We start from the raw sequence: 22246 nt of genomic DNA on the forward strand, positions 1-22246 counted from the left end.
TAAATTTATCTCTCCAAAAAACGCCCCCGCATCAGACTTGATGCGGGGGCTTCTTTTTTCATCATGCTCGGGCTACAGACTGCTAAACAGTGTAGTCCATTTCAGCCATCTGCTTGAGAAGCTTATATCTCTGGAGACAATCCTTTTCAATGCGGGAACGCATTTCCTTGGACACCTCAGGCATCATACGCTCAAGCATGGCGTAACGGTTTTCGCCGGAAAGGAATTCCTGCAGAGTTCCATCAGGCTCTTTGTATTCAACAACAAGAGGGTTCTCGCCGTTTTCTTCGCGGCGCGGGTCAAAACGGTAGAGCGGCCAGTAACCGGACTCAACTGCAAGCTTACTTTCAAGCTGGGTCTTGCCCATACCCTTTCTGAGTCCCTGGTTGATGCAGGGAGCGTAAGCAATAATGAGTGAAGGTCCGGGATAGCTTTCAGCTTCAAGGAAAGCCTTCATGACCTGATTCTTGTTGGCTCCCATGGAGATGGAGGCGACGTAAACGTAGCCGTAGCTCATCATCATGCGGCCAAGGTCTTTCTTGGAAGTGTGCTTACCGCCCGCAGCAAATTTCGCTACAGAGCCAAGCGGAGTGGCCTTGGAAGCCTGACCGCCGGTGTTGGAATAAACTTCGGTATCCATCACCAGAACGTTGATATCTTTTCCGGAAGCCAGAACATGGTCCAGACCGCCGAAGCCGATGTCATAAGCCCAGCCGTCACCACCGAAGCACCAGATGGACTTTTTGCCGAAGATGTCTTCCTGCTCCTCGATTTCAAGAAGCAGCTCATAAGTGTCTGCTTCTACTGCGAGAAGTTCACGCAGCTGATTGCCGTATTCAACGGACTTGTCAGCATCATCTTTGAACTCAATCCAGTTTTTCATGGCCTCGGCCAGTTCATCACTGATATCCAGTTCAAGAGCCTGTTCCATGAGCATCTTCAGACGGTCACGGCGGTTGGAGATTGCCATTTCCATACCGAATCCGTACTCGGCGGCATCTTCAAAAAGGGAGTTACCCCAGGCGGGACCGTGTCCCTCGATATTTTCGCAGTACGGGGTAGATGGAGCGGATGCACCCCAGATGGAGGAACAACCGGTTGCGTTGGCGATGATCATACGTTCACCGAAGAGCTGGGTGAGAACCTTTACATAAGGAGTTTCACCACAACCGGCACAGGCCCCGGAGAATTCCATCAGAGACTGCTGGAACTGGCTGCCTTTAACGCTAGTTCTGGGCAGCAGATTGTCCTTGAATGATACGATTTCGGAGAAATCATAATTGGGGACTTCTTTTTCAGTCTGGGAAACGATGGGCTTCATTACCAGAGCTTTTTCCTTGGCCGGGCAGATATCGGCGCAGTTACCGCAGCCCTGACAGTCAAGGGTATTCACCTGCATACGATAGTGCAGGTCTTCAAGACCCTTACCTTTGGCAGGAATGGTTTCAAAGGTTTCAGGAGCTATCTTCAGCTCTTCGTCATTGGCGAGGACTCCGCGAAGAGCGCTGTGCGGGCAGACGAATGAGCACTGGTTGCACTGAATGCAGTTGTCTTTGATCCACTCGGGAACCATGATCGCCACACCGCGCTTTTCAAAACGGGAGGTTCCCATGGGGAAACGTCCGTCTGGGGAGAAAGCACTAACGGGAAGATCGTCACCTTTCTGGGCAAGGATGGGCTTGACCACATCAGTGATGAATTCAGGCTCAAAGTTTTCGACAGCTTCTTCGTCTTCAGCAGTAGCCCAGGATTCGGGATATTTAATTTCATTAAGGTTGGCTTCAGCCTGCTCGACCGCGGCAACGTTCATGTTGACGATCTTGTCGCCTTTCTTGCCGTAAGCTTCCTTGATGGATTCTTTAAGGTAAGCAACAGCTTCTTCAAAGGGAATGACATTCGCCAGTTTGAAGAAAGCAGTCTGCATAACCATGTTGATACGTCCGCCGAGCCCTACTTCGCCTGCGATCTTCACCGCATCAATGGCGTAGAACTTAAGGTTGTTCTGAGCAATCTTGCGGCGCAGCTTTGCGGGCAGTTCCGCTTCCAGCTCTTCAAGTCCCATGCTGGTATTCAGCAGGAAAGTTCCGCCTTCACGGATACCGTCAAGAAGATCGTACAGTTTTACATAGCTGGGGTTATGACAGGCAATGAAGTCCGCAATCTCTACGAGATATGTGGACTTGATTGGTTTCTTACCGAAGCGCAGGTGAGAAACAGTGATACCGCCGGACTTTTTGGAATCGTACGCAAAATAGCCCTGCGCGTACATGTCGGTTTTATCACCGATAATCTTGATTGCCTGTTTGTTCGCGCCGACAGTACCGTCAGAACCGAGACCCCAGAATTTACACTGTACAGTACCTTCAGGGGTGGTATCGAGATCTTCGCCCACCTTAAGTGAAAGACGGGTAACGTCATCTTCAATGCCGACAGTGAAATGATGTCTGGGAGACAGACACTTCATATTGTCATAAACAGCCTTAACCATTGAAGGAGTGAATTCCTTGGAACCGAGGCCGTAACGACCTGCGTAGACGGGAAGTTCAATATTCATTTCCTTCAGTGCAGTGCAGACATCAAGATAGAGGGGATCACCGATGGCTCCGCCTTCCTTAGTGCGGTCCAGAACAGTAATCTGCTGGCAGCTGGCAGGGATGGCCTGACCGAGATGCTCAAGAGAGAAAGGACGGTAAAGTCTTACTTTGACAAGACCGATTTTTTCGCCGTCAGCTACGAGCTTTTCAATGGTTTCTTCGATGGTTTCACAGCCTGAGCCCATGGCTACAATGATATTTTCAGCCTCAGGGTGGCCCACATAGTCGAAAAGTTTATATTCACGTCCGGTGATGTCGTAGACTTTCTTCATTGCGTCTTCAACATAGCCGGGTACAGCGTCACGATAAGGGTTGATGGCCTCAATGCCCTGGAAATATATATCAGGGTTCTGGGCGGTTCCCCTTGTGTGGGGATGCTCAGGATTAAGAGAGCGGTCACGGAAATCCCTTACCTTGTCCCAGTTGAGGGCCGCAGCCATTTCTTCATAATCGATGAGTTCGATTTTCTGCACTTCGTGTGAAGTTCTGAAGCCGTCAAAGAAATGAACAAAAGGAATGCTGGATTCAACGGTAGCCAGATGGGATACCAGTGCGAGGTCAAGAGCCTCCTGTACGGAGTTGGAGGCAAGCATGGCAAAACCGGTCTGACGGGTGGCCATTACATCCTGATGGTCTCCGAAAATGGAAAGAGCGTGTCCTGCAACGGCACGTGCGGAAACATGAAAAACGGTGGGCAGCAGCTCACCGGCAATTTTATACATGTTGGGAATCATCAGCAGCAGGCCCTGAGAAGCGGTGAAGGTGCAGGAAAGGTTACCTGCAGCCAGAGCACCGTGCAGGGCACCAGCGGCACCCGCTTCAGACTGAAGCTCGCGCACTTCCATGGTAGTGCCGAAGATATTCTTCAGCCCCGCTACAGCCCACTCGTCGGCGAGTTCTGCCATGGGAGATGAAGGAGTGATAGGATAGATGGCTGAAGTTTCGCACATAGCGTAAGCTACGTATGAAGCGGCTTGGTTGCCATCCATAGTTTTCATTTTTTTTGCCATTATTAAACTCCGTGTCTTTGATGGTTAGGAAGGCGTGCAGCGAAGACTGTAGCATACTACCCCACGCATTGCCTACCCGTATTTCACAGCTTTGAGGCTGAGACCTGCAAAAAAGTTGATCAGCCGTTCAAAATACCTGAAACACCATCACTTCCAAGTGTTGTTTCCTAATGTACTAATAGATTTAACACTTGGAAGTGCATTCAATCACAGAAAAACTTTTTCCACTTTATTGCTCATTCATGGCAGCCAGATCCTTTTCAGCAATGGCCTGAATTGCGGTTATGGCAACAGTGTTCACAACATCACGGACAGTACATCCCCGGCTGAGATCATTTACGGGCTTTTTCAGTCCCTGAAGCACGGGACCGATCGCCACAGAATCCGGCTGTGAACGCTGGACCGCCTTATATGTGTTGTTGCCAGTATTCAGATCCGGAAAAATAAGGACTGTAGCCTTTCCTGCCACTACGCTGTCGGGCATCAATTCTTCAGCCACTTCAGGGTCAACGGCGGCATCGAACTGCAGCGGCCCTTCAACGGCAATCTCAGGAGCCATCTTACGGACCAGCTCTGTTGCCTCCTTGACCTTATCAACAGACGCGCCCTTTCCTGATTCACCCGTAGAGTACGAGAGCATGGCCACACGAGGCTCAATACCGAAAATAGCGGCGGTGTGAGCAGAACTGATGGCGATCTCGGCCAGTTGCTGGGCATTCGGGTTCGGATTGACGGCACAATCACCATAAACCATTACCTGATCATTTATGCACATGAGAAACACACTTGAAACAATGGAGAATCCCGGCTTGGTTTTCACAAACTCAAAAGCAGGGCGTATAGTCTGGGCCGTTGTAGTTATGGAGCCGGAAACCATACCGTCGGCAACCCCGGTATAAACCATCATGGTTCCGAAGTAAGTGAGATCGCTCATCCGGTCACGGGCATCATCCTTTACTATACATTTGTGTTTGCGAAGTTCATAGTACTCATCAACGAACCTGTCGAAATGCTTAGATTTGACGGGATCTATAATTTCAATACCGTCAAGCTGTATATCAATGTTTGAAGCGACCTGCCTAATTTCATCTTCGTTGCCGAGAAGTATCAGCTCAACAACATCCCTGCGGCGAAGAATATCAGCCGCCCGCAGGATACGCTCTTCGGCCCCTTCGGGCAGGACGATGCGTTGCTTTCTTTCGCGGGCTTTATGCAGGAGGGTGTGCTCAAACATGAACGGAGTGATACGTCTCGACTTTGTTGAAACAAGCTTATCCTGCAGTTCATGCGAATCTACGCAGGTTTCGAAAAGCCCCATGGCTGAAAGAACTTTCACCTGATTCTCAGGATCAATAGTCCCGTGCAGACCTCTGAGTATCTGGGCTGTCTTATGGGTGTGCCCCGGCGCAACAAGAATGGGCAGAGGAACTCCTTTCCACCCTTCAATCAAATGGTGGATGGTCATTGCCGGTCGGATTCCTCCGGTGAGAAGAATCCCGGCGACATTGGGATAGGCATCGGAAAGACGGGACGAAAGGCTACCCAGTATAATATCGGATCGGTCTCCGGGAGTGATAATTAAAGATCCTTCATTTACATACTTCAGAAAATTTTCAATCTGCATGGCCGCTACCACATAGTTGTCAATAGGAGTCTCCAGCCGTTCCTTTCCGTAAAGTACCTGACAATCCAGCCAGTTCACAACGTCTTTCATGGTAGGGTTGCCAAGCCGCTTATCATCCGGAATCACATAGGTAAGCGGCTTTTTGTCACCCTTAAATCCGGCTTTGATCTTCTCGGCAAGATCAGGTGAAAACTTTCTTGAAGCCCGGTTCACCATGACCGAAATCACATCCAGCCCTTTTTCTTCAAATATATCAACGGTGCGTATGGCAAGGTCGCAGACTTCATCCTCGTCACTGTTTTTCGCATTCAAAACAGCAAGAACAGGGCAGCCAAGGTTTGCAACAACATCCAGATTGATATCGAACTCCACTGCTGCTTCTCCGCCCAGATAATCAGTCCCCTCACAGAGGACAAAATCATAGCTGTTTTCAAGAGCCTTGAATTTGTCAAGAATCTTTTCCATCAGCAGTGAATGCTTGCCATCGTTAAGCATCCGTGTGGCTTGACTCTGTGTATAGGCGTAAGTTGTTTCGTACTCTTGGTTAAGCTTGAAATGTCTTAGAATCAGATCAATGTCATGATCCCTTCCCTGAGGGTTGTCGTGAATTATGGGGCGGAAAATCGCCACCTTACGCAGATGAGTCAAAAGCAACTGCATGACTCCCAAAACAATCGCGGATTTACCGCTGCGGGCCTCAGTTGCCGCTATGTAAAGACTTTTGGACATCCTTTCTCCTGATAAAATTAATGTGCGGACAATTCTTCATATCAGAAGTCTTTTCATTAATCACGAATCAATAGTGCCTGCTGAATTATATTTGAGTAACAACCAAATCAGAAAAATTAATTTAGGACATAAATCCCGGTCAGTATATTTCCTTACCAGTATCACTTAACAAACATCCTGATTAGCAGGAGCAACCCCGTAAACGCGCTCTGGAGGTGCTGATGAGGTCCGCACTGCAGTCCTGTTGAAACTTACAACATGTTGCGATGACGCAGGCAAACGAGGGCACAGCTTCCGGGGTTGCTCCCTGGTTTCCACATTGCCGACCTGCCCGCAGATGTTAGTCAAAGGTAAGGGCATTTCAAAGACAAGCGGAACCATTAATTCTGACCGGTTTGGCCACTGGTCAATCCAGTTCACCAGGCAAGCCGGGAAACGGAAGGGGCTGGTGTTTGATTTCCCGGCAGTTGTCCGGTCAAAATATTTTTTGGACGCAAGCATGGAACTCATGACTATGCGGCCACAAGAAAATTCAAAGAACTATTTAATCAGATCAGTATGTCTCCGGGCGGAATCGTTACCGCCCGGAGACAAGGGAGGTGTTACTTAGGCATTACTGCCCAATCAGGAAGAACGGTAAGGTCTATGCCCCAGAGAACAGGGAGCAGGTAGACAACTGAAATGGTAATCAGCACGGCACCGATCATATTCAACCAGAAACCGGCCGAGGCCATTTGTTTGATCGTTACGCATCCCGAGCCGAAAACAACCGCGTTGGGCGGAGTTGCAACAGGGAGCATGAATGCAAAAGAAGCTGCCACACAAGCGCCGATAATCGTTGCAAATGGATGGACACCCATTGCGATTGCGGCACTGCCCATAATCGGGACAAGCAGGGTAGCGGTTGCGGTGTTGGAAGTGATTTCAGTAAGGAAGATGGTGATAATGACAACCACTGCAACGAACATCAGGATAGTCATGCCCTCAAGCATGGTCAGCCTTGAGGCGATGAATGTTGCAAGCCCGGTTTTTGAGAAACCGTTTGCGATAGCCAGCCCACCACCGAAGAGCAGGATTACATCCCAGGGAATCTTAACAGCAGTCTTCCAATCCAGCAGAAATTCGCCCTTCTTGAAATTAGTAGGAATGGCGAAGAGGATCAGTGAACCGAGAATACCAATAGTTGCATCATGGACGTAACCGAAGTTGGGCCACAGGTCTGCCATGAAAGCAGCCTTTTTCAGGAAACCTCGGGACAACCAGAAAGCAGCTACAAAACAGCCTACGGTAACAATGTATTTCTCTTCTTTGGACATGGGTCCAAGTTTAGAGATTTCGCTATCGATGATTGCTTCACCACCGGCAAGTTCCAGACCTTTGGCCGGGAACAGAACCTTGGTCAGAATCCACCAGGAGACAGCGATCATGATAGTTGCCAGAGGCACACCATAAAGCATCCACTGACCGAAACCGATCTGCACGCCGTACATTTTGTCGACCATGCCGACCATTACAGTGTTCGGGGGGGTACCGATGATGGTACCGACACCACCCATGGATGCTGCGTAGGCGATACCAAGCATGAGACATTTACCGAAGTTGGATTCGGGCCCCGCGGTGGGGCATGCCCTCAGGTCTTTGGAATCAAATCCGGTAGCCTGCTGGATAACAGCAAGCCCGATGGGAACCATCATCATGGTTGTTGCGGTGTTGGAAACCCACATGGAAAGGAAGCCGGTGGCAATCATGAATCCCAGAATCATTCGCCCGGGACTCGTACCGACTGTCTTGATTGTGTGCAGAGCAATACGTCTGTGAAGGTTCCACCTTTCCATGGTAACGGCCAGAAAGAAGCCACCCATAAAAAGATAGATAAGATGGTTAGCATAAGGAGCACAGGCCGCAGCTGATTTCATTACACCCAGCAGCGGGAAAAGTGCGATAGGCATTAGAGATGTCGCCGGAATGGGAATGGCTTCAGTTATCCACCAGATAGCCATCAGGGCCGTTACTGCCGCAACCTTCCACGCAGCCGGTTCCATTCCGGAAGGAGCCGGAAGAAAAAGCATGATCAGGAAAACGACCGGCCCCAGAAAAAAGCCGATTCTACGTCCGTTACCAGAGTCTTGTTGATCGCTCATAGTCCCTCACTCGAGCTTGTGGCATGCCTCCCGGATATAATGCCTCTCACCGCCCCGCTTTCGCGGGTTGTCAGCGCGGATTGAAGCATCCTGCCTTATCCGGCGGTACACCGATACTTACATACTGGACCTCATCACATATTTTTCTTTTCCCGACCCACCTCGCCGAGCCGGGAAAAGATAGTTAACAGATTACTTTGTAAATCAGATTAGAAATCGAGATTATAGGACTTTACGAGATCACCTACGCGCTCTCTGGAAGCAGCCAGACGCTCACGCAGTTCCTTCTTGTATTCCTCAATGTCGATCTTCTTGCGGGCTACACCTGTTTCCATAGCAGCCTGTGCAACTGCGGCTGATTCGAATTCAATCAGGCGCAGGTCAAGCGGCTTGGGAATGATGTAATCAATACCGAACTCAAGCTTATCCACACCATAGGCTTCGCAGACATAGTCAGGAGCCGGCTCTTTTGCCAGAGCTGCCAGAGACTTGGCTGCTGCAATCTTCATTTCCTCGTTGATGGAAGTAGCATTCACATCCAGTGCTCCGCGGAAAATGAAGGGAAAACCCAGAACGTTGTTGATCTGGTTGGGGTAGTCGGAACGTCCTGTTCCCATGATGGCATCGGGACGTGCTTCCTTGGCATCGGTGTAGGAGATTTCAGGATCAGGGTTGGCCATTGCAAAAATAATGGGGGAGTCAGCCATGGACTTGACCATATCTTTAGTGACCATTCCCTTGACGGACAGGCCGAGGAAAACATCAGCGCCGACCATTGCTTCAGCAAGATCCTTGTACTCTTTGTCAGTGGCAAAGGATTTCTTCTGCTCGTTCAGGCCTTCGCGGCTGTTGTTGATGTGACCGCGAGAGTCGAACATAGCTATGTTCTCGGGTTTGATACCCAGAGATTTATAGAAATTGGTACATGCTACAGCGGAGGCACCGGCACCGGATACAACCAGGCGCATGTCCTCGATTTTCTTACCAGTGATCTCAACAGCGTTGATCAGTCCGGCACCGGAAATAATTGCGGTACCGTGCTGGTCATCATGGAATACGGGGATATCCATTTCCTTCTTGAGCTTCTCTTCAATGTAGAAGCACTCGGGAGCCTTGATATCTTCGAGGTTGATACCACCGAAGGTCGGTTCCATGGCTTTTACTATATTGCAAAGCTCATCGGGGTCGGTAACGTCAAGGTTGATATCGAAAACATCAATATCGGCGAAGACTTTAAACAGAACACCCTTACCTTCCATAACCGGCTTACCTGCTTCAGGACCGATATTGCCGAGCCCGAGAACAGCTGTTCCGTTGGAAACTACAGCGACAAGGTTGCCGCGGGCGGTGTAAAGAAAGGATTTTTCCTTATCTTCCGCGATTTCCTTGCAGGATTCAGCAACACCGGGGCTGTAGGCCATGGAAAGATGTTTCTGAGTTTCACAGGGTTTTACGGGAACAACTTCGATTTTTCCTTTTCTACCTTTGGAATGATAGTCAAGGGCTTCCTGTTTAGTAAAAAGAGCCATAAATTTTCTCCTTAATTGTCGGATGCAACTTTCCGACTGTTATTCAACGCCCGCTGCTTTCCTGTCAGGAACAGCGTAGAGTTCTCCGCCGTGACAATCGTTGATGACCAAGAGTGGAAACTCTTCAACGGTAAGTTCACGGATTGCTTCGGGGCCAAGTTCATCAAAGGCGATTACTTTCGCGTCCTTGATACACATGGAGAGCAGAGCACCAGCACCTCCGGTAGCTCCGAAATATACAGCCTTATGATCTTTCAGAGCCTGCTTGACGGCATCACTTCGCTTCCCCTTCCCTATGCTGGCCTTCTGGCCGAGACTGTGCAGCCGGGGAGCGTAAGTGTCCATCCTATAACTGGTGGTGGGCCCTGCCGACCCGATGGGCCTGCCCGGAGGAGCCGGACTGGGGCCTACGTAATAGACAACCGAACCCTTAAGTTCGAAAGGCAGTTCCTCACCTTTATCCAGAAGATCACAAAGCCTTTTATGGGCAGCATCACGGGCGGTGTAGATAGTACCGGTCAACTTGACCACGTCACCGGCCCTGAGCTGATCCATATCTTCATCAGTCAAAGGAGTGTTAAGTTTATATTCAGCCATTAGAGTTCCACCTCCTCATGCCTTGCGGAGTGGCACTGGATGTTAACAGCCAGCGGCAGGCTCGCTATATGGCACGGACGCATTTCGATTTTCACGTCAAAGACAGTGGTCTTACCGCCAAGCCCCATGGGCCCGATGCCGAGCTTGTTGATCTCTTCCATGAGTTCGGCTTCCATTTTGGCGATTTCCGGATCAGGAGAATGTTCGCCCACCTTTCTCATGAGGGATTTTTTAGCCAGCAACGCGGAGTATTCAAATGTTCCACCGATGCCGATGCCAACCATTGTCGGAGGACAGGGATTGGGGCCGGCCTCAGCAACACGCTCGATGACAAACTTCTTGATACCTTCCCATCCTTGCGCGGGCGCAAGCATGGTCACACGGCTCATGTTTTCGGAACCGCCGCCTTTAGCCATAAAGAAGATCTTAATCTTGTCACCGGGCACGATATCGAAATGGATCACCGCAGGAGTATTGTCCTTAGTATTGGCACGGGTCAGAGGATCACAGGCGGACTTTCTAAGAAAGCCCTCCTCATATCCCTTACGGGTTCCTTCATTGATGGCATCACGGATATTCATGCCTTCAACCCGGACATCCTCGCCCATCTCAACAATGTACACAGCCAATCCGGTATCCTGACAAAGAGGCAACCCGGAATCCGCAGCCAGCTCCCAGTTCTCCTTGATCTGTCTGAAGACTTCTTTTGCCGCCGCGGAATCTTCACCGGCAGCACATTCTTCAAACCTTTTTTTCACATCTTCAGGCAGATAACGGTTTGCGCTTACGCACATTTTCGCCACTGCATCGATAATCTGTTCGGCTTTAATGGTACGCATAGCTTACTTCCTGAATATTTCCTTGATTGCGGTGATACCCATCTTGCGGCGCAGAAATCCGAGCTGATTCTGCAGGGGCAGGCCCTTGGGACATACATCTTCACATCCAAGAAGCCCCATACAGCCGAAGATACCCTCGTCATTACCGATGATTTCAAAGTAATCGCGGTCGGTACGCTGGTCACGGGGATCAACGACAAAACGGGCTACGCGGTTAAGCGCGGCAGCACCAAGGAAGTCATCGCGCAGGCGAGCTGTTCCGCATGCGGATACGCAGCAGCCGCACTCAATACAGCGTTCAAGCTCGTAAATCTGCTCAGCAACCTCGTTCTCCATGCGCTCTTCAAGAGCGTTGGGATCGAAGCTTTTATTGGTATGAATCCAAGATTCAGTTGCTTCATACATTTCACGGAACCAGATGCCGGTATCGACAGAAAGGTCACCGATCAGCTTGAAAACAGGAAGAGGCAGCAGGGTTATCTGCTCCGGAAGATCCTTGGTCTTGGTCTGACAGGCCAAACGAGGCTTACCATTGACGACCATTGCGCATGCACCGCAGATACCGGCGCGGCAGCAGAAGTCAAAAATAAGGCCGGGGTCCTGCTCTTCACGAAGCCTGTTAAGGGCAATGAAAAGAGTCATGTTCTCGGTTTCATCCAGCACAAAGGTCTGCATGTGCGGAACCGACCCCTTATCCTGCGGATTATAACGGAATATATCAAATTCGAGTTGTCTGCTCATTTTTATATCCTTATCAGGGGTTATTTCTTGATCGTCTTGGCTTCAATCTCGGCCTTGTCGGCTTCAATGATCTGCCCACCACCGTAACCACGGTCTCCCGGAGGAATCTCATAGACATCAGTGCACTCTTCGTACTTAAGTTCAGGCATGTCTGCGCCTTCCCGCCAGTAGGCAAGAGTTCTGTTCAGCCAGTCACGGTCATTACGTGCCGGGTAGTCCTCGCGGTTATGGGAACCACGGCTTTCAGTGCGTTCAAGGGCAGCCTTGGCGATGCACATACCGAGCTTGACCTGTCCTTCAATCTTGAGGGCCGCAGCCAGCTCGTGGTTGGCCCCCAGTCCGTCTGAGACCAGACTGACCTTGCGGGCTTTATCAAGAGTTCCCTTCAGGGTTTCAATGCACTTGGTAAGGCCTTCATCGTTTCTGAAGACAAAACAGCCATCCATGAGAGCCTGCTGCAGTTCTTCACGAACCCTGTAAACATTTTCCTTACCGTTAGCACCGCTGCGCAGCTTCTCAATACGGTCCTGCTGTTTGCGGACTGCATCAGCCACCAGTGCAGTTTTAAAATCGGTCTCATAACCTTTGAGGAACTCAACGATTTTGGCACCGATAATACCACCTGCAACAACGGTCTCAGCCAGTGAATTACCACCGAGTCTATTGAAACCGTGCATATCCCAACAGGCGGCCTCGCCTGCGGAGAACAGACCCTTGAGTCCGTAAACCGCACCGTCCTTGTCGGTACGCACACCGGCCATGGTGTAATGCTGTGTTGGGCGTACGGGAATGAGCTGGGTTCTGGGATCAACACCGAGGAAATGGTGGCAGATCTCATCAACTTCACGCAGCTTGGTTGAAATGTGCTTGTCGCCGAGATGACGGATGTCAAGCCAGAGATGCTCGCCGTATGACGACTTGACACCCTTGCCCTGACGCATGTGGTGGGTCATCCATCTTGAAACAACGTCACGGGAAGCAAGTTCCGCCTTTTCCGGCTCGTAAATATGCATGAAACGTTCTTCATTTACATCAAGCAGGGTTCCGCCGTCACCTCGGCAGCCTTCTGTCACCAGAATGTCCGTGGGAACGATACCGGTGGGGTGGAACTGGATTGCTTCAGGGTTACCGATCGGCACAACTCCTGTGTCGTGGGCGATGATATGTCCTCCGCCGTCACAGATTACCGCGTTGGTGGTTGCCTTGTAGATTCGCCCGAAACCACCGGTGCAGATTGAAGTTGCCTTGGCAAGGAACACCTCAAGTTCCCCGGTTCGCAGACAGCGGACCACAGCACCTATACAGGTGTCGCCGTCATGGATAAGAGAAATTGCTTCCTTGCGGTCGAAAACATTGATCCCGAGCTCGGCACAGCGGTTGTCCATGGTACACATAACCGCATGGCCGGTACCATCAGAAGTATAGCAGGTTCTCCATTTTGCGGTTCCGCCGAATGAACGGGCGGTTATCAGACCGCGCTTTTCTTCTTTCTCTTCTTTTTCAAATTTCTCGCCACCTTTGAAATAGAAGGACTTTCCGGGAACAACACGGTTCCAGGGCACACCCCAGTGTGCCAGCCGGCGCATTTCGATGGGAGCGGCGTCTGCAAAGAGACGGGCCACTTCCTGGTCGCAACCCCAGTCGGAGCCGCGTACGGTGTCGCCGAAATGAACGTCCACATTGTCCCCTTCGCCTTTGGCACAGTTTCCCAGAGCGGCCTGCATTCCGCCCTGTGCTGCCGATGAATGGGATCGGCGTGCCGGGACAATTGAGAGACAGATTACGTCAAAACCTTCCTGGGCCGCCTCCACAGCCACGCGCTCGCCCGCCAGGCCTGCGCCGATAACAAGGAGATCAGAGTAATATGTTTGCATTTATGAACCCCGTTTAACTTAAAGTTATGAACCTGATCAGGGTGATGATGCCGATGACCATGAATGTCGCAAAGAGAATGGACTCAAACTTTTTAGCTTTTGCCCTGTTCTCGGTCTTGATGACTCCCCACTTAACGCCAATGCGGTAGAAACCGACACTTACATGAAGTTCAACACAAGGAAGAAGAACCAGGTAGAAGAGCATCCACCCGCCCTCGGAGACACGAGCTGCTGATTTGGCAGCGGTGATTGGAAGGTCATTGAGCACAACCCACATGTGGATGGCACCCAGTACAAGGATGATCATTGCGGTCACGGCCTGCACAACCCAGAGCCAGGTATCACGATGCTTGAGCATCTGAGCATGCTGCCAAATGGTGGCCTGTCCTTCCGCGCGGAAAGGTATCTTTCTGGCCGCCAATGCGAAATGTAGCAAAAAAGTCAAGAAAATCAAAGGCCCGCCAACCTGCGCCATATAAGTGTGTTCGAAAAAACCGGCAATGGCATTCATGGCTTTAGGCGAGATTACAACAGAGGAAACCAGCAGCATGTGACACCACATAAAAACCACCAGCCCGGCTCCGGTGAGCATCTGCAGCCAGTCAAGTACGGCGTCCCGCTTGCCCGGACGGGCTACGTGCATACCTACATTTACAGCCATAATCATCCTCCTTCGACGGGATTTCTCCCGCATTAATGGATTACCAACATGACCTCATCAGCATGAGAACAGTGGTCAGAAGACCGTCACAGACCTTTCACGTCTGAGACATTCCAATCCCGTTAACCCCCGGAGAACAAATATCTCCGGCTGCCAGCTAAATACCCGGCTTAAAAGGCATAACCCCCCTCAGGGGAATTATTTTTGTAAATGGATAATGGAGTGTGTACAAAACCCCCGGAAACCTACCCGGGACTTTTATATGGAGTGATCTTTTTATAAACTGAAATGATATGGAAGGTATGAAAGCAACATCGTAGACAGGCCCTTTAGAAGGTAAGCCGGACGCTGCTGATTGATTTATTCTGAAAGGAACAAATGGAGAGAACGGTTGAAACGCAGCTGCCAGGAAAAATAAAACCGCATATAGCAGCCCACCTTTCCCATGCTGAACAGACATGAGGAAATCATCCCCTCTGTCTGTTGCAAAATTTGGTCTCATAACTGGCATTCATCCCCCGGCACCCGAAGAAAATTCCCAAGGAATATGCCAAACATTATTCCTACCTTTCTTCGGGGAGATTTTATTGAACCAGACTCGCAAAAACCGAAACCACAAACTGTCATAGCAAGCGAAACAACGCTTTCCCCATTTAGTTGTATCTGTTCTAACACCCCTTAATTGGTCGGTCAATCAATTTTGAAAAAATTATTGACATCTCCCTCTATTTTTGCGCCCCACCAATTGTAACACCAAACACATAAAAGATGGCACTATTTTTTTGTTATCGAATCCAAACTTTTAACGACATTGTAACAATGAATTCACTTATCAATTGACAAGTAACAACTAATCCCAAGAGACTGTGAAGCAGTAAAAAAACAAAAAAACAATGCAGAAGGAACTCACTGCCGATCCAGAAACCAGGAATCAGATATTAATAGCCCCAACGACATGTTAAAATTTAGTTACTTTAATATATTTTTTGGGTATCCTTACGAACAAACTGGAACTCAGCAGGTATTTTTCCCCATCTCCACGTTTCAACAGTACTATTACGGAGTTTCTCATGACCAAAAAAGAAAAAATCCTGCTTGCAGCACAAGAACAATTCAGTGAACACGGCTACACAGCTACCACTCTCAAAATGGTTGCCGATCGTGCGGGGGTTGCTTCCGGGCTTGTTTCACACTACTACGGAAACAAGGATAATCTCTTTCTAGAAGCAGGAGGAGAACTGATCGACCAGATGTTGGCAGTTTTGACTGACAAGGCAAAGAAAGGATACAATGGGCTTGAAGCTTTAAGGCTGTTTGTAAAAGGTTATTTTGATTTTACAGCCTCAAACAGAACGACTTTTCCTACTTTGCTTAGGAGCTCCCCCTTCAGCGATGAATATCCTCACCTTGACCGCTCAGAAATCGCGGCTAAATTCAAAAAGCTGATTGACCGCATCGAAGATTATATTAGACAGGGTATGCAGGACGGGTCAGTCCGCAAAGTAGAACTGCCCCAGACGTCCTATCTTGTTTATGGACATATTGTCGGTGCGGTACGCACGGAATTTCTCACCCCATTCGTTGTAGAAGGTCTTTTTGAAGAAGCATGTCAATTCATAGTTCGAAGCTTAGCCAAGAATCTACCGGAATAAGAATTCCATTCCTTATGGCTGCCGTTTTCGCGGCATCCATGGGAACGGGGGTATTTACATTCACCCTGCCTTTGATGAACCTTGACGAAAAAGCGGGAGGGATGTGGCTTGGAAGCGGATTCGCGGGATACTTTCTGGCCAAACTGCTTATCGCCCCTCTTTCAGGGAACTACGCGGACCGCCATGGGATCCTCAAGCCACTGGCATTGTCCTGCATTTTTGCGGCAATACTGCCGCTGCCTTATATTATATTTCCGTCCATTCAAACCCTTTATGCCATCCAGTTCATGCTGGGACTGTGTGCAGGGACCATAAGAACTGTCAGCATGGCTGCTATAGGCTCATCCATGCAGGGGAATGATCTCGCGCCCCGTTTTGCTCATCTGTCTGCGGCGATGAACAGCTCTTTCCTGCTCGGCCCTCTGCTGGGTGGCCTTCTATATATAGATAAGAGCTATATGCCAATACTCGGAACTATGGCAGTTTTTATGGTCGGCGCCCTGCTTCTTTTTCTATTCTCTGCCGGGAATCAGTCATGCAGGCTGCCAGCAGATACGGCTGCCCCCCCTGAGAAGGTATCAGAGACCCGTTTGTATTTTTCAATCATGCTGGCACTCTTCGGCAGGGGAATGGGCATAGGAGCCCTGATTGCATTTTATCCCGTACTGCTCAAGTCCACACTTCAAATCAGCCCTGGAATGACTGCGGCCCTGTTTTCGGTCCCCAGCCTTTTTACTGTTCTGCTGCTGCCTCTATCTGGAAGACTTTTAGCAGGCTTCAATAAACATATAACAACCTTTGCGGGCATGGCAGTAAGTGCGCTGGCTCTTTACATCATAGCCGGTTGCAGCACAATTTCCGGTTTTATTTTTTCAGGAATTCTTTCCGGAACAGGCGCGGCAATATCAATGCCGCCATCCATGGCAATATGTGCAAAACTTGGACACAGAAAGGGGCGGATTCTTGGATTAGCCAACATGGCTACCAACATCGGATTCATGGCCGGCCCCCTGCTTTACGGATTCATTGTCACTTTGAGCGGCAATATTTCCACACCTTTCAGACTTACAGCCATCGTAGGGGCAATTGGAATCCTCCCCATATTATATGAAGGATTGCGTGAATTAAGAACCGTCAAAACTGCGGTGACGACTATCACCTTAGCAGCATTTGTGCTGGTCATCCTTATCCCGCTTCACATGTCCAGCCATGATTCTGGCGGTTCTCCTGATGTTATCCGTTACAGTGACGTTGCGATGGGAACAGTCGTGAACCTTACCATAGTGTCAACGAAAAACGGTCACACAGAGGATAAGGCCCGGGAAGCAGTCTCGCTGATGCATAGGATCCAGAAGGATCTTGACCACCGTAATAAACGCGGATCCATCGGCAGACTTAATCACAATGCGGGTATAAGGAGCGTAAAAGTTTCTGAAAAAGCACTCAAAACTATTGAGAGCGGACTGGATTTCAGTGCAAAATCCAAGGGCAGCTTTGATATTACCATCGGAGCTATAACTACCACCCCCTTTTACTATGCCCTTGATAAAAGCCGTTTTGACGGCCACAGACGACTCATTGACTACCGGCTGGTACAGACAGACAAAACCAGCAGCATGGCCAGTTTGCCGAAGAAAGGTATGGCCATTGATCTTGGGGGGCTCGCCAAGGGAACCATTATTGATGCGGCCGCAGACTATCTTAAAGATGCGGGCATCAAAACAGCTATGGTCGAAGCCGGTGGCGATTTCATGGTCTTCGGTGAACGGGTATGGTCCATAGGAATACGCAACCCCAGAGGGTCTGGAATTATCGGATATATCAGAGTGAAAGACAGTGCTGTCTGCGGATCAGGGGACTACTACCAGTTTATATCCGCAGTATCTGAAGATGACCATAGGCGGAAACATCATATTTTCGACCCGGCCCTGCTTGAGTCTTCCTCGGCCTGTATCGCCACGACCACAGTAGCCCCGAATGCTGAAACCGCTGATGCCCTTGCTACTGCAATATTCATCATGGGGCCGGAAAAAGGAATGCAGTTCATGGAAAAGCACTACCCAGAAAGCTCGGCTATGTGGATATTGCCAGACATGAGCATCAAAACGACCTCTAATTTTCCAGAAATAACAGAAGTAAAAACTGACAAGAACACACCCTGATGATCGATTCCGGAATTATTCTTACTTATACTCTCGGCTGGTTACCTATGGTGATAATAGCAATCGCAAACGGAGTTCTGCGCGAGTTGGGCTATGGCCGTTTAATGTCGGAACTGCACTCACACCAGCTGTCATCCATTTTGGGTGTTGCCGCATTTATGGCCTACACTTTTCTTCTCAATGAATACTTTCCCATTCCATCTTTAGAAAATGCGGTAATAGTTGGAGCTGTCTGGCTGATTCTCACCGTATCGTTTGAATTTATTTTCGGTCATTATGTGGCCGGCCACTCCTGGCAGAGACTTTTATCCGACTACAATATTTTGAAAGGCAGAGTCTGGAGTCTGGTTCTGATTTCTATTTTTCTGGCTCCGGCCATAATTTTCTTTTCAACCCGCCTCAACAACTAACATCAATTATTAAAGGGACATAAAAACAAAAAACTCTTTTCGACCAAGATTGAATTCACATAAGATCGTATTTTTGTTAAAATAACACTTGACCTAAGAAGGGTTTATCCATAGAACCCTTTTCAACGCGCGCCTGTAGCTCAGCTGGATAGAGTGCCGGACTACGAATCCGTAGGTCAGAGGTTCGAATCCTCTCAGGCGCGCCACTAAGTTAAATCAAAGGGTTACGATTGAAAATCGTAACCCTTTTTACTTTCAGCAGTCTGGCTTTGTGTCAACACTCTTAAATGACACCCATTATCAATTTTTTTAATTTTTATTTTTTTAATTTTTTTATAAAAAAGGGTTGACGATTTGGAAGAATCCAAATAAACACTCTTCTTCAACGCGCGCCTGTAGCTCAGCTGGATAGAGTGCCGGACTACGAATCCGTAGGTCAGAGGTTCGAATCCTCTCAGGCGCGCCACTAAGTTAAATCAAAGGGTTACGATTAAAAATCGTAACCCTTTTTCTTTTCATTTTTGGAAACCAAGCCTCCCTCCGCCAGACCACAAATCCATCTTTCATATTCATTCTTGTACCAATATTTACCAGATGATATATTAAATGATATGCTGATTTACATGTGAATTTATCTGGGTTGTTTTTTTCAAAGACTCAGCACTTTATACTCCAAGGATTTCTGATGAAGAGTATTGTCTCCATACTTTCGCGCTACATACTTGCACTCTGTTTCTCTTCGGTGCTGATTTTCGGTGGAATTACCGTCTATTTCATGATTACCGACTACCAGAATGACATGCTTGAAGCGGAAGATGAAATCATCGGAAGTGTGGAGAGCTCTCTGGTAAGTGAAGTCTCCAGAATACAGAACTTAATCGACTTCACTCGCAGCAACGCCCAGTCGCAGGCTGTCAAAAACATCAAAAGCTTCATTGAAGAGGCACACAGCCTGTCCGTAACTCTCTATGAAAAATACAGAAAAACAATGCCTGAAGGAGAGCTCAAAACCCTGATTAAGGAAACGCTCAGGGGTATGGTACATCATTACGAGGACTCCTACCTGTTCATTTTAGGTATGGACGGAATTGAACAGCTCAATTCCGACCGCCCGGAAATGGAACAAAGAAATATTTTAAACATGAAAACCCATGATGGAAGATTTATTGTCAGGGAATTGATTGCTCTGGTTAAAGAGAACAATGAAGGATTCATAGACTACTTATGGACCAAGCCCGGAGTAGAAGGCAATACATACGAAAAAAAATCCTATATTAAATTTTTCAAGCCCTACCAATGGATCATAGGTACCGGATCTTACCAGGACACCATAAAAAAACTGGCCAAGGCGGAAGTTCTGAACCGGCTAAGCTCAGTAAATGTAGGCAAGAACATCTTCCTGTTTATCGGAACGTATACCGGAAAAACATTGTTAGGTCCTCTGCATGGCAGGAATTCCAATCATCCTGGCAGTCCTGAAGAAATGACCATTATTCGTAAGCTAATAGCTCTTTCCAAAAAAGGAGGTGGATTCCTTACTTATACCAATCCATTAAAGCCCCTTAGCAACATGAAAAGCAAGAACCTGAGCTATTGCACAGCTGCCCCCGAATGGCAGTGGTATATAGGCGCAGGAACCAATATCGATGCCCTAGAAAATCAACTGAATGACGAAAAAGATGATTTATGGGAAGCCCTGATGATCAATATTTCATCGGTGTGCGCACTGCTTTTTGTTTTTTCCATAGCAATCCTTGTCCTTTCAGGAAGGTTCAAGAGAATTCTGGCTGACAATTTCAATTCCTTCGACAGTTTCTTTCGCAAGTGCATGGGCTCCACAGCGTGCATCGACCGCTCACAGGTTGCTTTCAGCGAATTTGATCAGATGGCTGAGCTTGCCAACTCCATGATTGAAAGCCGGGAAGCAGCCCGTAAAGACCTGCTGAAATCTGAAATTACCTATCGTGAAATATTCAATTCAACTAAAGATGCAATCGCTGTAATGGACACGGAGAAAAGAATATTTAGCGATGTTAATCAGGCTTTCCTCGACTTTTTCGGTATGAGTAGAGCTGAGGCAATAGGTATGGAGCCTGAAAAAATAAGCTTCAACACTCCTCCCTATGACAAAAGCTACACATCCAGACTTTTCAAAAAGGCGAGCACAGGTGAAACCGTCCACTTCGAATGGATGGTAAAAAAATCTAACGGAGAACCATTCTGGACAGACAATCTGGCCCGCATCGCCACTATCGGAGGAAAGAAGAAACTGCTCATAGTTATGCGAGACGTTACCGAGCGCAAAAAAATGCAGAAGATCATGGTGCAAACCGAGAAAATGATGTCAGTGGGTGGGCTTGCCGCAGGAATGGCACATGAAATAAACAACCCTTTAGGCGTAATTATGCAGGTTACCCAGAATATTCTGAGGCGTACCTCGCCCAACCTCAAAAGCAACATCCCGGTCGCCCAGCAATGCGGTATAGATTTGGACAACCTTAGAAACTACATGGATAAACGCGGCATAACCAACTATCTGCATAACATTCAGGATGCAGGACAGAGAGCTGCCGTCATAGTCAGGTCCATGCTTGATTTCAGCCGCAAGAGCAATTCATCCAAATCATCCTGCGATATCGAATCGGTTATTGAAACCGCTATCTCACTGGCATCAAACGATTACAACCTGAAAAAGCAGTACGACTTCAAAAAAATAAAGATCATACGGGACTACAGCTCACCGCCCATGTTCAATTTCACTGAGATAGAAATAAGTCAGGTAATACTTAATCTGATCAAAAATGCTGCTCAGGCTTTATCATCCGAACGGAACCAGCACAAAGTCCCGACTATTACGATCAGAACTTCAACTGAAAAGCACTCCGTAAAAGTAGAGATTGAAGACAACGGCCCGGGAATACCCCAAGAAGACATCAAAAGAGTATTTGAACCCTTCTACTCCACCAGAACCCCGGGGCTGGGGACCGGACTGGGGCTGTCTGTATCCTATTTTATAATCACTCAGAATCATGGTGGATCCATAAATGCGGAATCAACTCCCGGCGAAGGGACAAGATTCACCATAGTCCTGCCCATGCTTTAGGGATACTCATTATTTATCTTTAAATATCATATCCGCATAAGCCTGAGATTTCCTGATGCCAACGTCAGGCATTGCCTGCTGTTCGTCTTCACCCAACAAATCCCAGACCAGACGGGCAAGACGGTTCTGAGCCACTTTCGTATAGGTATTGCCTGCCTTTTCAAGTTTGCGGCGCAAAGAAAGTGTCACATTCTCATCACCGGTCAGGTCAAATATGATATCCAGTCCCACACCGAAACCGATAAGTTCATCCAACCCTGCAACAGAAATATTCTCCTTCTCTGCCAGCCTGCGCCCCGGAGTGTCATAGAGTTCACAGACACATTTTACCGAAATGACATCTTTGCGGCTGACCACTTTCTCCAGAAAAGCCGATCCGACCCGGCCAAGCCCTACAATGGCCACATTATGAATTCCCATATATACGCTCCTGTATTTTCAACTAGTTGCCAACTAAAACTTTAATAAGAATCTTACCATTTATTCCCAGATGTCTGCAAGTGAATGGACCGGAATACCCTGCTCTGTTTTATAACTCCATTTCACTTTAACTACCGAAGAAAAAGTGGCAATATGAATC

15 protein-coding genes and 2 tRNA genes are annotated in these 22246 nt (G+C 48.4%); 6 read left to right on the top strand and 11 right to left on the bottom strand.

The features are described from left to right. Positions 1-82 precede the first annotated feature (82 nt). The 10 genes from nifJ to ACZ5PW_RS19310 form a co-directional block, all read right to left on the bottom strand. On the bottom strand, positions 83-3604 hold the full coding sequence (gene nifJ, locus ACZ5PW_RS19265; RefSeq protein WP_464556640.1) for a pyruvate:ferredoxin (flavodoxin) oxidoreductase: 3522 nt from the start codon (positions 3602-3604) through the stop codon (positions 83-85). 229 nt (positions 3605-3833) lie between these two features. Next, complete coding sequence (gene pta, locus ACZ5PW_RS19270) at positions 3834-5957, bottom strand: phosphate acetyltransferase (protein WP_464556641.1); 2124 nt, start codon at positions 5955-5957, stop codon at positions 3834-3836. Between the two features lie 602 nt (positions 5958-6559). Further along, positions 6560-8098 carry an SLC13 family permease gene (locus tag ACZ5PW_RS19275; protein ID WP_464556642.1) on the bottom strand — a complete coding sequence of 513 codons (1539 nt, stop codon included), beginning with the start codon at positions 8096-8098 and terminating at the stop codon, positions 6560-6562. A gap of 209 nt (positions 8099-8307) precedes the next feature. Then, entirely contained in the window at positions 8308-9627 is a 1320-nt protein-coding gene (locus ACZ5PW_RS19280) for a malic enzyme-like NAD(P)-binding protein (RefSeq protein WP_464556643.1), read from the bottom strand. Between the two features lie 39 nt (positions 9628-9666). Then, on the bottom strand, positions 9667-10224 hold the full coding sequence (locus ACZ5PW_RS19285) for a Fe-S-containing hydro-lyase (protein WP_464556644.1): 558 nt from the start codon (positions 10222-10224) through the stop codon (positions 9667-9669). Then, positions 10224-11063 (bottom strand): fumarate hydratase, encoded by an 840-nt coding sequence (locus ACZ5PW_RS19290; protein ID WP_464556645.1) that lies wholly within the window; start codon positions 11061-11063, stop codon positions 10224-10226. Before ACZ5PW_RS19290 ends, ACZ5PW_RS19285 begins: the two co-directional genes overlap by 1 nt. 3 nt (positions 11064-11066) lie before the next feature. After that, positions 11067-11804 carry a fumarate reductase iron-sulfur subunit gene (locus ACZ5PW_RS19295; RefSeq protein ID WP_464556646.1) on the bottom strand — a complete coding sequence of 246 codons (738 nt, stop codon included), beginning with the start codon at positions 11802-11804 and terminating at the stop codon, positions 11067-11069. Positions 11805-11824: 20 nt separating this feature from the next. Then, positions 11825-13678, bottom strand: a complete 1854-nt coding sequence (locus tag ACZ5PW_RS19300) for a fumarate reductase flavoprotein subunit (protein ID WP_464556647.1) — start codon at positions 13676-13678, stop codon at positions 11825-11827. Positions 13679-13691: 13 nt separating this feature from the next. Next, entirely contained in the window at positions 13692-14339 is a 648-nt protein-coding gene (locus ACZ5PW_RS19305; protein WP_464556648.1) for a succinate dehydrogenase/fumarate reductase transmembrane subunit, read from the bottom strand. A gap of 157 nt (positions 14340-14496) precedes the next feature. Then, positions 14497-14850 carry a hypothetical protein gene (locus tag ACZ5PW_RS19310; RefSeq protein WP_464556649.1) on the bottom strand — a complete coding sequence of 118 codons (354 nt, stop codon included), beginning with the start codon at positions 14848-14850 and terminating at the stop codon, positions 14497-14499. 559 nt (positions 14851-15409) lie between these two features. On the opposite strand from ACZ5PW_RS19310, the gene ACZ5PW_RS19315 reads away from it, so the two are divergent. The 6 genes from ACZ5PW_RS19315 (at position 15410) to ACZ5PW_RS19340 (ending at position 21666) form a co-directional block, all read left to right on the top strand. Further along, positions 15410-15991 carry a TetR/AcrR family transcriptional regulator gene (locus tag ACZ5PW_RS19315; RefSeq protein ID WP_464556650.1) on the top strand — a complete coding sequence of 194 codons (582 nt, stop codon included), beginning with the start codon at positions 15410-15412 and terminating at the stop codon, positions 15989-15991. 14 nt (positions 15992-16005) lie between these two features. Then, positions 16006-18153, top strand: a complete 2148-nt coding sequence (locus ACZ5PW_RS19320; RefSeq protein ID WP_464556651.1) for an MFS transporter — start codon at positions 16006-16008, stop codon at positions 18151-18153. Beyond that, positions 18153-18563, top strand: a complete 411-nt coding sequence (locus ACZ5PW_RS19325) for a hypothetical protein (protein WP_464556652.1) — start codon at positions 18153-18155, stop codon at positions 18561-18563. The genes ACZ5PW_RS19320 and ACZ5PW_RS19325 overlap by 1 nt, the downstream gene beginning before the upstream one ends. Positions 18564-18692: 129 nt before the next feature. Then, positions 18693-18769: transfer RNA gene (locus tag ACZ5PW_RS19330), tRNA-Arg, on the top strand. Between the two features lie 183 nt (positions 18770-18952). Next, positions 18953-19029 (top strand) — tRNA-Arg (locus ACZ5PW_RS19335). 219 nt (positions 19030-19248) lie between these two features. Further along, positions 19249-21666 carry a cache domain-containing protein gene (locus ACZ5PW_RS19340; protein ID WP_464556653.1) on the top strand — a complete coding sequence of 806 codons (2418 nt, stop codon included), beginning with the start codon at positions 19249-19251 and terminating at the stop codon, positions 21664-21666. Between the two features lie 9 nt (positions 21667-21675). On the opposite strand, the gene ACZ5PW_RS19345 is transcribed toward ACZ5PW_RS19340, so the two are convergent. Beyond that, positions 21676-22086, bottom strand: a complete 411-nt coding sequence (locus ACZ5PW_RS19345) for a hypothetical protein (protein ID WP_464556654.1) — start codon at positions 22084-22086, stop codon at positions 21676-21678. Between the last annotated feature and the right edge of the window lie 160 nt (positions 22087-22246).

This window comes from Maridesulfovibrio salinus (assembly GCF_055394525.1).

Bases quoted from the DNA above. Each gene is read 5' to 3' on its own strand.
- ACZ5PW_RS19340 (WP_464556653.1), top strand. From the start codon at position 19,249: ATGAAGAGTATTGTCTCCATACTTTCGCGCTACATACTTGCACTCTGT.
- ACZ5PW_RS19325 (WP_464556652.1), top strand. From the start codon at position 18,153: ATGATCGATTCCGGAATTATTCTTACTTATACTCTCGGCTGGTTACCT.
- pta (WP_464556641.1), bottom strand. From the start codon at position 5,957: ATGTCCAAAAGTCTTTACATAGCGGCAACTGAGGCCCGCAGCGGTAAA.
- ACZ5PW_RS19315 (WP_464556650.1), top strand. From the start codon at position 15,410: ATGACCAAAAAAGAAAAAATCCTGCTTGCAGCACAAGAACAATTCAGT.
- ACZ5PW_RS19345 (WP_464556654.1), bottom strand. From the start codon at position 22,086: ATGGGAATTCATAATGTGGCCATTGTAGGGCTTGGCCGGGTCGGATCG.
- ACZ5PW_RS19275 (WP_464556642.1), bottom strand. From the start codon at position 8,098: ATGAGCGATCAACAAGACTCTGGTAACGGACGTAGAATCGGCTTTTTT.
- ACZ5PW_RS19305 (WP_464556648.1), bottom strand. From the start codon at position 14,339: ATGGCTGTAAATGTAGGTATGCACGTAGCCCGTCCGGGCAAGCGGGAC.
- ACZ5PW_RS19285 (WP_464556644.1), bottom strand. From the start codon at position 10,224: ATGGCTGAATATAAACTTAACACTCCTTTGACTGATGAAGATATGGAT.
- ACZ5PW_RS19290 (WP_464556645.1), bottom strand. From the start codon at position 11,063: ATGCGTACCATTAAAGCCGAACAGATTATCGATGCAGTGGCGAAAATG.
- ACZ5PW_RS19295 (WP_464556646.1), bottom strand. From the start codon at position 11,804: ATGAGCAGACAACTCGAATTTGATATATTCCGTTATAATCCGCAGGAT.
- ACZ5PW_RS19300 (WP_464556647.1), bottom strand. From the start codon at position 13,678: ATGCAAACATATTACTCTGATCTCCTTGTTATCGGCGCAGGCCTGGCG.
- ACZ5PW_RS19310 (WP_464556649.1), bottom strand. From the start codon at position 14,850: ATGCCAGTTATGAGACCAAATTTTGCAACAGACAGAGGGGATGATTTC.
- nifJ (WP_464556640.1), bottom strand. From the start codon at position 3,604: ATGGCAAAAAAAATGAAAACTATGGATGGCAACCAAGCCGCTTCATAC.
- ACZ5PW_RS19320 (WP_464556651.1), top strand. From the start codon at position 16,006: ATGGCTGCCGTTTTCGCGGCATCCATGGGAACGGGGGTATTTACATTC.
- ACZ5PW_RS19280 (WP_464556643.1), bottom strand. From the start codon at position 9,627: ATGGCTCTTTTTACTAAACAGGAAGCCCTTGACTATCATTCCAAAGGT.